At 65.4% G+C, this 8,910-nt stretch carries 9 protein-coding genes and 2 pseudogenes; 8 read left to right on the forward strand and 3 right to left on the reverse strand.

Going from position 1 to position 8,910, the window contains the following annotated elements; translation table 11 throughout:
- Positions 1-636, forward strand: a 636-nt coding sequence (locus EOA38_RS19460) for a DMT family transporter (protein WP_127299987.1), incomplete at its 5' end; no start/stop codon positions are given.
- Between the two features lie 28 nt (positions 637-664).
- Here EOA38_RS19460 and EOA38_RS19465 read toward each other — a convergent pair.
- Positions 665-1,258 (reverse strand): TetR/AcrR family transcriptional regulator, encoded by a 594-nt coding sequence (locus EOA38_RS19465; protein WP_126095984.1) that lies wholly within the window; start codon positions 1,256-1,258, stop codon positions 665-667.
- 104 nt (positions 1,259-1,362) lie between these two features.
- Here EOA38_RS19465 and EOA38_RS19470 point away from each other — a divergent pair, with 104 nt between their 5' ends.
- The 5 genes and pseudogenes from EOA38_RS19470 (at position 1,363) to EOA38_RS19490 (ending at position 5,817) form a co-directional block, all read left to right on the forward strand.
- Positions 1,363-1,923: a DinB family protein gene (locus tag EOA38_RS19470; protein ID WP_348627529.1), complete on the forward strand. Its 561-nt coding sequence runs from the start codon at positions 1,363-1,365 to the stop codon at positions 1,921-1,923.
- Positions 1,924-2,383: 460 nt separating this feature from the next.
- A pseudogene (locus EOA38_RS19475) lies at positions 2,384-2,746 on the forward strand (LysM peptidoglycan-binding domain-containing protein); the annotation flags it as partial.
- 234 nt (positions 2,747-2,980) lie between these two features.
- Positions 2,981-3,301 carry a metalloregulator ArsR/SmtB family transcription factor gene (locus EOA38_RS19480; protein WP_126094888.1) on the forward strand — a complete coding sequence of 107 codons (321 nt, stop codon included), beginning with the start codon at positions 2,981-2,983 and terminating at the stop codon, positions 3,299-3,301.
- Between the two features lie 26 nt (positions 3,302-3,327).
- On the forward strand, positions 3,328-5,211 hold the full coding sequence (locus EOA38_RS19485; RefSeq protein WP_126094887.1) for an ABC transporter ATP-binding protein/permease: 1,884 nt from the start codon (positions 3,328-3,330) through the stop codon (positions 5,209-5,211).
- 264 nt (positions 5,212-5,475) lie between these two features.
- A complete protein-coding gene (locus EOA38_RS19490; protein WP_126094886.1) occupies positions 5,476-5,817 on the forward strand; it encodes an antibiotic biosynthesis monooxygenase in 342 nt (113 codons plus the stop codon).
- Here EOA38_RS19490 and EOA38_RS19495 read toward each other — a convergent pair.
- Entirely contained in the window at positions 5,796-6,689 is an 894-nt protein-coding gene (locus EOA38_RS19495) for an SMP-30/gluconolactonase/LRE family protein (protein WP_126094885.1), read from the reverse strand. The genes EOA38_RS19490 and EOA38_RS19495 overlap by 22 nt on opposite strands.
- A gap of 153 nt (positions 6,690-6,842) precedes the next feature.
- On the opposite strand from EOA38_RS19495, the gene EOA38_RS19500 reads away from it, so the two are divergent.
- Together EOA38_RS19500 and EOA38_RS19505 are read left to right on the forward strand one after the other, a co-directional pair.
- Positions 6,843-7,580, forward strand: a complete 738-nt coding sequence (locus EOA38_RS19500; RefSeq protein ID WP_281059633.1) for a phosphatidylserine decarboxylase — start codon at positions 6,843-6,845, stop codon at positions 7,578-7,580.
- Positions 7,581-7,655: 75 nt separating this feature from the next.
- Positions 7,656-8,399, forward strand: a complete 744-nt coding sequence (locus tag EOA38_RS19505; protein ID WP_245480879.1) for a phosphatidylcholine/phosphatidylserine synthase — start codon at positions 7,656-7,658, stop codon at positions 8,397-8,399.
- A gap of 143 nt (positions 8,400-8,542) precedes the next feature.
- On the opposite strand, the pseudogene EOA38_RS19510 reads toward EOA38_RS19505, so the two are convergent.
- A pseudogene (locus EOA38_RS19510) lies at positions 8,543-8,910 on the reverse strand (2-acyl-glycerophospho-ethanolamine acyltransferase); the annotation flags it as partial.

The raw sequence follows: 8,910 nt of genomic DNA on the forward strand, positions 1-8,910 counted from the left end.
CTTCAGACCGGCTACAGCGTATTCCTGGTCGCCGCCTACCGCTATGGCGAACTGGGGCAGGTCTATCCGATCGTGCGCGGCAGCGTGCCGCTGCTGGTCGCGCTCGGCGGCTTCGCGTTGGCCGGCCAGCGCCTCACCGCGCCGGAGCTCGTCGGCATCGCGCTGGTCGCCTGCGGCATCATGGGGCTGTCGCTCGGGCGAGGCAGGGCCTCGGTGACATCCATCCTCCACGCGCTCGCCACCGGCGCGATCATCGCAGCTTACGCGACCGTCGATGCGATCGGTGTGCGGGCCGCCGGTGACAGCGGCGCCTACACCGCCTGGGTACTTTTGATCTACGGCGCCCTGCTGTTCGCGACCTTCGTCGGCTTACGCGGCCGGCTCGCCGTCGACCCGCACGCGCCCGAGACCTGGAAGGCCCTGGGCGGTGGCCTGTTCGCGCTTCTGGCCTATGGCGCGGTGGTGGCCGCCTTCGCGCTGGGACCGGCCGGGCCGATCACCGCCATCCGCGAAACCAGCGTCGTCTTCGCGGTCTTCATCGGCCGGCTCTTCCTCGGCGAGGCGTTGACCCCCCGACGTGTCGGCGCTTGCGCCGTCGTCGCGCTCGGCGCGATCTGTCTCGGCTATCGGCCGTGACGGCGTCGGCCGCTGGCTCTCGCCATCGTCACGCTCGCGCGCCCTGGCCGGACAGATAGGCGCAGATCAACTCGCTGAGCTGCTTCTGCAGTTCCGGCGCATCGAGCATGTTACGGCGCGCCGCGTTGTGGATGACGCCCTCGACGGCGGAGGAGAGCACCCGCGCCATCGTCTCGGTATCCTTCTTGCGCCGGCGGTATTGCGCGACCGCCGATGCATAGTGCTCGAGATAGCGGGCCTGGAACGAGGCATGCGCGGCGCGCGAGCCGCGGTCGCCCGGCGCCTCGTCGAGCAGCACCTGATGCAGCGTCGGATGGATGCTGTGCGCCGCGATCATGCCGCGCACCAGCTCGCGCGCGAACTGCCTCAGCGGCTTCTCCTCGGCCGCGGCTTCGCGGATGACCGACAGCACGTGATCGAAGTGGCGGCGCCGGATGGCGTCGACCAGCGCGAGCTTGTCGGGGAAATACTGATAGAGCGAGCCGATGCTCACGCCGGCCGCTTCGGCCACCTTGTTGGTGCTGAAGCCCGCCCAGCCGATCTCGCTCAGAACGCGAGCACCTGCTTCAATTATCGCCTCGACGGTGGCGACCGAGCGCGCCTGGCGCGGTTCCTTGCGCATGCGCGGAGCGGATTTCGCAATGCGAGTAGACATCCTGGCCGGCTCTCCCGAGAATATAAACAGCTTACTCACATTTGACTCCAACGCAAATGGGGCGCGGGCGGATGAGTGCCAGGACGTTGCTGAAGAGCCTGCTTGTCTACCAGGCCTGGGCCAATGACGAGCTCTTGGAGAAGCTCGCCGGTCTCGATCCGCACGACAACGAGATGAAACGCCTCGCCGCGCTGAGGCTGATGAACCCTATCCATGTCGTGTCGCGGATCTTTGCGGCGCGTGTCACCGGCGCTGACCACGGCTATGCGAGCGACAACACCGAAGAAACGCTGGAGCCGGCTGAGCTGCGCGCCGCCATGGCGGAAAGCGACCGCTGGTATCTCGACTATATCGAAACCGTTTCTAAGCAACGACTTGCGCAGCCGGTCGCCTTCACCTTCACCGACGGCGACAAGGGCTGCATGACTAGGCAGGAGATGCTGACCCATGTCGTCCTGCATGGCGGCTATCATCGCGGCGAGATCGGCCGCATGCTGGGCGCAGATCGAGGTCTCGCCGCCTTGGGATACCTATGCCGTCCATCTGCACCGGGCCGAGCCGTCGCGTCGCCTGCACGGCAAGCCAGAGCCGCTCGACGCATGATCCGACAGTTGCTGGAATGCGAGCAATAAGCTCACTTCCCAGCCGGCAAGCTTTGCCGCTACTCCGGTACGGTTTTGCTTCGACTTGACCTGTAGATCTTTCCGCTGGACAAGATGAAACCGCCGCCGAGCCGCTTCCTCTTCATTATGAGCAATGCGCTCACATTCTGCTCTCTGGGCAGCGTCGACACGTCCGGATGATCGGGCGATAGAGAGCGTCGGGAATTCTCGGAGACGCAGTTTCACTTCGACAGACAAAGATTCGTTGTCGTTTTTTGCGTCGTTACCCTTGTCAGGGCGTCTTGTGTAACCAAAATTCAATAACTAAAAATCATTGTGTTGCTTCGCTGGCTAGACAGTCGCGAGTCAGATATGCATGAGCACGCCGGGTCACTCACGACCATCGGCAAAACGCAAGGGGCATCGCATGGCAAAGACGACAACCAAGGCGCCGGCGGCGAAAGCGCCGGCAAAGAAAGCGGCACCGAAAGCTGCCGCGAAACCCGCAGCAGTGAAGAAGGCAGCGCCGAAGGCAGCCGCCGAGGCTCCGGCCAAGGCCGCGGAAGCGACGCCGTCAGCCGGCGTTGCCGAAACCGTGGCACCGAAGCTCGAGCATGCCGACGGTTCCGTCATCATCCGCCGCAACGACACGCTCTGGCGCATCTCGCGCCGCGTCTACGGCCATGGCACTCGCTTCTCGACCATCTATCTCGCCAACCAGGACCAGATCCGCGACCCCGACCGCATCTGGCCCGGCCAGGTCTTCAAGGTGCCCGGCAAGTCGAAGGAAGGCGAGCCGGCCGACATGAAGGCGATGGGCGACCAGATGACCACGCCGCCGAAGACGGAGTAGGGAGCGCCGGCGCACGAGCGCGTAATCTCCCCCCTCGAGGGGGAGATGGCCGGCGACCAGAGGGGCTCCTCGCGCGTCGAGCGCCGGCATCCCCTGCGACGACCTCGGCGATCTATGTGAGACGACCCCCTCTGTCGCCTTCGGCGACATCTCCCCCCTCAAGGGGGAAATTACCGGTGCTACCCACCAGCCTAGCTTGCCCTCTCATCCTTCATCGTCTATCGCCGATGGACGATGATCGAATCCCCATCCGAACCCCACGCCCCCGACAGCCGCGCCGTCGCCGCGACGTTTGCCGCACTCTCGCATCCGGCACGCATCGAGATCCTGAAGCACCTCTCCGCCAGCCGCTGTTGCTCATGCCGCGAAGTGGTCGACCATCTCGATCTCGCCCAGTCGACGGTTTCGCAACATCTGAAAATCCTGGTCGAGGCTGGGCTGGTCCGCTTCGAGCCCGACCGTCAGCGCTCGCGCTACGCGGTCGACCATGCGGCGCTCGCCGGCGTCTCCGCCTCGCTTCGTGAACTCGTCAACGCCTGCTCACCCAGCCGCTGACCCTCTCACCCAAAAGGCTAAGAAAAGTGGCCGAAAAGACCGTATCCGCCGAAGCCGGCACTCTCGCGACCTTGCGCAACCTGTGGCCCTATATGTGGCCGGCCGACCGCGCCGACCTAAGGGCCCGCGTCACTTGGGCGACGCTGCTGCTGGTCGTCGCCAAGCTGACGCTGGTCGCCGGCCCCTATTTCTTCAAATGGGCGACCGATGCGCTGGCTCACGGCTCGAAGACGCCGCCGCCGCTGCCCGCCTTCATGCTCGCGCCGGTGATGCTGGTCGTCGCCTACAACGTGCTGAGGCTGGTGCAGCTCGGCTTCAACCAGTTGCGCGACGCGCTGTTTGCCCGCGTCGGCCAGTATGCGGTGCGCCAGCTTGCCTTCCGCACCTTCGTCCACATGCACCAGCTCTCGTTGCGCTTCCATCTCGAGCGCCGCACCGGCGGCCTGTCGCGCATCATCGAACGCGGCACCAAGGGCATCGAGACGATCGTGCGCTTCATCATGCTGAACACGGCGCCGACCATCCTCGAATTCGCGCTGACCGCCGGCATCTTCGCCTACACCTATGGCTGGAAATACGTGGGCGTGGTGGCGGTGACCGTGTGGATCTATGTCTGGTTCACGGTCAAGGCGAGCGACTGGCGCATCTCGATCCGCCGCGACATGAACGACAGCGACACCGACGCCAACACCAAGGCAATCGACTCGCTGCTCAACTTCGAGACGGTCAAATATTTCACCAACGAGCGCATGGAGGCCGAGCGCTTCGACCGCTCGATGGCCCGCTACGAGATCGCCGCGACGAAAACCTGGACCTCGCTCGGTTGGCTGAATTTCGGCCAGGGCTTCATCTTCGGCCTCGGCACCGTCATCGTCATGTGCATGTCGGCGCTTGAGGTGCAGGCGGGGACGCAGTCGGTCGGCGATTTCGTCTTCATCAACGCCATGCTGATGCAGCTATCGGTGCCGCTCAACTTCATCGGCTTCATTTATCGCGAAATCCGCCAGGGGTTGACCGATATCGAGCACATGTTCGACCTGCTCGACGTGCCCCAGGAGATCGTCGACAAGCCGGATGCAAAGCCGCTGAAGGTCGGCGCCGGCAAGGTCGAGTTCCGCGACGTTCATTTCTCCTACGATCCCAACCGCAAGATACTGAAGGGCGTCTCCTTCGAGGTGCCGGCCGGCAAGACCGTCGCCATCGTCGGCCCCTCCGGCGCCGGCAAGTCGACCATCTCCAGGCTGCTGTTCCGCTTCTACGACGTGCAGGGCGGCCAGGTGCTGATCGACGGCCAGGACATCCGCGACGTGACGCAGGAGAGCCTGCGCGCCGTGCTCGGCATGGTGCCGCAGGATACGGTGCTGTTCAACGACACCATCGCCTACAACATTCGCTACGGCCGCGTCGGCGCCGGCGAGGAGGAGGTGCGCAAGGCGGCCGAGCTCGCCCAGATCGGCCCATTCATCGCCAAGCTGCCCGAGGGCTACCGCTCGATGGTCGGCGAGCGCGGGCTGAAGCTGTCGGGCGGCGAGAAGCAGCGCGTCGCGATCGCCCGCACCATCCTCAAGGCGCCGCCGATCCTGATGCTCGACGAGGCGACCTCGGCCCTGGACACCCAGACCGAGCAGGAGATCCAGGCGGCGCTCGACCTCGTCAGCAAGGGCCGCACCACCATCGTCATCGCGCACCGGCTGTCGACGGTGATCTCGGCCGACGAGATCATCGTGCTCAAGGACGGCCAGATCGCCGAGCGAGGCACCCATGCCGCGCTGCTCGCCAAGCACGGCCTCTACGCCTCGATGTGGGACCGCCAGCGCGAAGCGACCGAAGCCGAGGAGCGGCTGCGAATCGCCCGCGAGAGCGACGAGCTGGGTGTGATCGTGCGGCGGAGGACGTCGGAGGTGAGCTAGCGCCGCGCCGATCTCCCCTCTTGAGGGGGAGATGTCGCCGAAGGCGACAGAGGGGGTCGCCGCGCGTGAAGCGCCAACCTCCATCCGAAGCAGCAGGCCGAGCCCAGTCGAACCGACCCCCTCTGACCGCTTCGCGGCCATCTCCCCCTCGAGGGGGAAGATCACAGGCGCAAAAAATTCCCCTTGACCTCAACTTAGCTTGAGCTTGCAAACCGTCTCCGAGCCCCTGCGAAGCAAGCCTTCCAAGAACGGAGACAGATCGAAATGAGCAATGAGAATCAACGCAATGGCAGCGTCTTCCGGGTCGACAAGTTCGTCGTCCCGGCGGAAGCGCGCGACGAAATCCTGAGCAAGGTCCTCATGACGCACGAACTGCTGCGCCAGCAGGAAGGCTTCGTGCAGGATTTCCTGCTCGAGCAGTTCTCCGGCCCGGGCGAATTCAACATCGTCACCATGGTCGAATGGGAAAGCCAGGCGGCGGTCGACAAGGTGGTGCCGATCGTCAGGGCCGCGCATGAGCGCATCGCCTTCAGCCCGCAGGAAACGATCGCCCGCCTCGGCGTCAAGGCCGACATAGCCAACTATCAGCGCGTACCGGAGGTGTAGGACGGCCAGCCCGCGCCGGGGGAAGACACGGCGACGCCAAGCACTTGGCCGGTGCGGGCGTCGCTGACCATGTTCTCGAAGCCGCGCCATTCGGCGGCGGCGATGAACAGCGTCCTGCCGTCGGCACCGCCCAGCATGCAGGCAAAGCAGCCCCGATCGACCTCGACCCTATCGATTTTCGCCCCGCCCTCGCGCACCCTGACGCAGTGCCGGTTCGGCACGTCGGCATACCAGACACAGCCCTCGGCATCGAGGCAGATACCGTCGGGATAGTCGTTGCCGAGATCCGCCCAGACGCGGCGGTTGGAAAGGCCGCCATCGGCCGCGATATCGAAAGCGGTGAGCCGGTTGGCGTGGGATTCGGCGACGATGAGCGTACGGTTGTCCGGCGTCACCGCCATGCCATTGGCGAAGGCGATGTCCTCGGCCACTTGCCGCACAGTCTCGTCCGACGTGATCAGCACGATGGTGCCCGGTCCGAAATGCTCGCCCGGCGCCGGCGCCGGCCCGCCACCATTGACATAGATGTTGCCGCGCCCGTCGACGACGATTTCGTTCCAGGGGTTTTTCGACAGTCCCCGGAGATCGGCATGCGTGACGAGCGCCCCGTCCGCCTCCTGCCTGAGCAGCAGGCCTTCCCGACCGGAAACCACCAGGAGCAGCCCGTCCGGCAGCCAGTCGATCGAATACGGCAGGACGGCCGGCACGGTTAGCATGACCTCGCTCGTGCCGTCCTCTTCCACGGCGACGATTTCGCCGGTGCCCCAGTTGCAGAGCCAGAGCCGCCCCTCATGCCAGCGTGGCGACTCGCCGAAGGCGAGGCCTTCGGTGATGATCTTTGCTTTCCTGGTGGCGGATTTCGGCGACGGCATGGCTGGCTCCCTGGTTGGGCTGTCCTGCCAAGGACGGGCGAGGGGGCTGCTTTCCGACAGCGGATGCTAAAAGTCCCGCCGGCATCAACAATGCTTGGCATCGGGGAATAGACCTCCCCATTGTTGCGTTGCGGGGAGGGGGGCTTTCGGCTATTGAGGCCGGAACCTGAAACAGGGACCGCCTCCAGCCCTATGACGCTTCTCGATTCGGTCAAGAATACGTTCGTTCCGATCCATCGCGAGGGCTATCCCTTCATCGCCGCTTTCGGCGCGGCAACGCTTTTCCTCGGTTATTTCTCATCGATCCTGTTCTGGATCGGGCTCATCCTCACCGCCTGGTGCGTCTATTTCTATCGCGATCCCGAGCGCGTCACGCCGGTCGACGACCGGCTGGTGGTGAGCCCGGCGGACGGCGTGATCTCGGCCGTCGGCCCTGCCGTGCCGCCGCGAGAGCTTGGCCTGGGCCCCACCGAGATGACCCGCATCTCGGTGTTCATGAATGTCTTTTCCTGCCACATCAACCGCGCCCCGGTGCGCGGCAAGATCACGCGGATCGAGCATCGTCCAGGCAAATTCCTCAATGCCGAGCTCGACAAGGCAAGCTCCGAGAACGAACGCAACGGGCTGGTCATCGACAGCCCCAACGGCACGATCGCGGCCGTACAGATAGCCGGCCTGGTGGCGCGCCGCATCGTCTGCTGGGCAGAGGCCGGCGGCTCGATCGGCATCGGCGAGCGTTTCGGGCTGATCCGCTTCGGTTCGCGCGTCGACGTCTTCCTGCCGTTGAACGCCGTGCCGCGCGTCGCCGTCGGCCAGACGGCGGTGGGCGGCGAGACGGTGGTTGCGGAGTTCGGCGGCGCGGCCGTCGCCCCGCTGGTCAGGATTTCCTGAGCGGTGGGCGCGCCCTTCAAGAAGTTCGAGGCTCACGCCAGCGGCGGTCCGCGCATCCGCGAGATCCCGATGCGCATGGTGCTGCCCAATCTGGTCACCGTGCTCGCCATCTGCGCCGGCCTCTCCGGCATCCGCTTCGCCTTCGAGGACCGTTTCGAGCCGGCCGTCGTCATGGTGCTGCTCGCCGCTTTCCTCGACGGCATAGACGGCCGCCTGGCGCGCATGCTGAAGGCGACCTCCAAGTTCGGCGCGCAGATGGATTCGCTGGCCGACATCGTCAATTTTGGCGTCGCGCCGGCACTGGTGCTCTATGCCTTCCTGCTCGACCGCGCCGGTTCGCCGGGCTGGATCGCGGCGCTTCTGTTCACCATCGCCTGCGGCATGCGGCTTGCCCGCTTCAACGTGCTGGCTGACGACGCCGACCAGCCGGCCTGGCAGAGCGAATATTTCGTCGGCGTGCCGGCGCCGGCGGGCGCGGGTCTTGGCATGCTGCCGCTCTATCTCTATTTCCTGCGGCTCGGGCTCGAACCCAGCCGACCGGCGGCCTTCATCGCCACCGGCTTCACTGTCCTGGTCGCCTTCCTGCTGGTCAGCCGGCTGCCGGTCTATTCGGGTAAGAGCGTCAAGGTGCCAGGCGACAAGGTGCTGCCGGTCATCCTGGGCGTCGTGCTCTACATCCTGCTGTTGATGGCCTATCCCTGGTACACGCTGACGGCCTCGGTCGCCGGCTATCTCCTCTTCCTGCCGTTTTCGGTGCGCGCCTATTCGAAGCGGGCTATGCGCGAAGGCGAGAAGGTGCCGCCTTCGGATATCGGGTAGCGGATGATCTCCCCCCTTGAGGGGGAGATGTCGCCGAAGGCGACAGAGGGGGTCGCTGCGCTTGAAGCGCTAACCTCTTCACTTCCGCAAAGGCGCCGGCGCTCTATGTGAGACGACCCCCATCTCCCCCTCAAGGGGGGAGATTACGCTGCCGCGCTCAGCCCCAACCTGTCGATCGCCAGCTTGCGCGCCGACACATAATCCGTCTTGCCGGAACCCAGCACCGGGATTTCTTCCACCTTGACGATGTCGCCTGGCACCATCAGTTCGGCCGCGCCTGCCTTCTTGCCGAACTGGCGCAGCTCCTCGGCGCTGGCGTCGCCGGCGGTGGTGACCAGCACGATTCGCTCGCCGCGCCGCTTGTCAGGCACTGCCACCGCGGCGTGGTGCTCTTCCGGCCACAGCGACTGCACCAGCATCTCGACCGCGCCCAGCGACACCATCTCGCCGGCGATCTTGGCGAAGCGTTTTGCCCGCCCGCGAATGGTGATGAAGCCGTCGCGGTCGACCG

It is taken from the genome of Mesorhizobium sp. M1E.F.Ca.ET.041.01.1.1 (assembly GCF_003997355.1).
Lineage (GTDB): Bacteria > Pseudomonadota > Alphaproteobacteria > Rhizobiales > Rhizobiaceae > Mesorhizobium.

Coding starts and splice junctions, on each gene's coding strand:
- EOA38_RS19465 (WP_126095984.1), bottom strand. CDS start 1,258: ATGCGCAAGGAACCGCGCCAGGCGCGCTCGGTCGCCACCGTCGAGGCG.
- EOA38_RS19470 (WP_348627529.1), top strand. CDS start 1,363: ATGAGTGCCAGGACGTTGCTGAAGAGCCTGCTTGTCTACCAGGCCTGG.
- EOA38_RS19480 (WP_126094888.1), top strand. CDS start 2,981: ATGATCGAATCCCCATCCGAACCCCACGCCCCCGACAGCCGCGCCGTC.
- EOA38_RS19490 (WP_126094886.1), top strand. CDS start 5,476: ATGAGCAATGAGAATCAACGCAATGGCAGCGTCTTCCGGGTCGACAAG.
- EOA38_RS19495 (WP_126094885.1), bottom strand. CDS start 6,689: ATGCCGTCGCCGAAATCCGCCACCAGGAAAGCAAAGATCATCACCGAA.
- EOA38_RS19505 (WP_245480879.1), top strand. CDS start 7,656: ATGGTGCTGCCCAATCTGGTCACCGTGCTCGCCATCTGCGCCGGCCTC.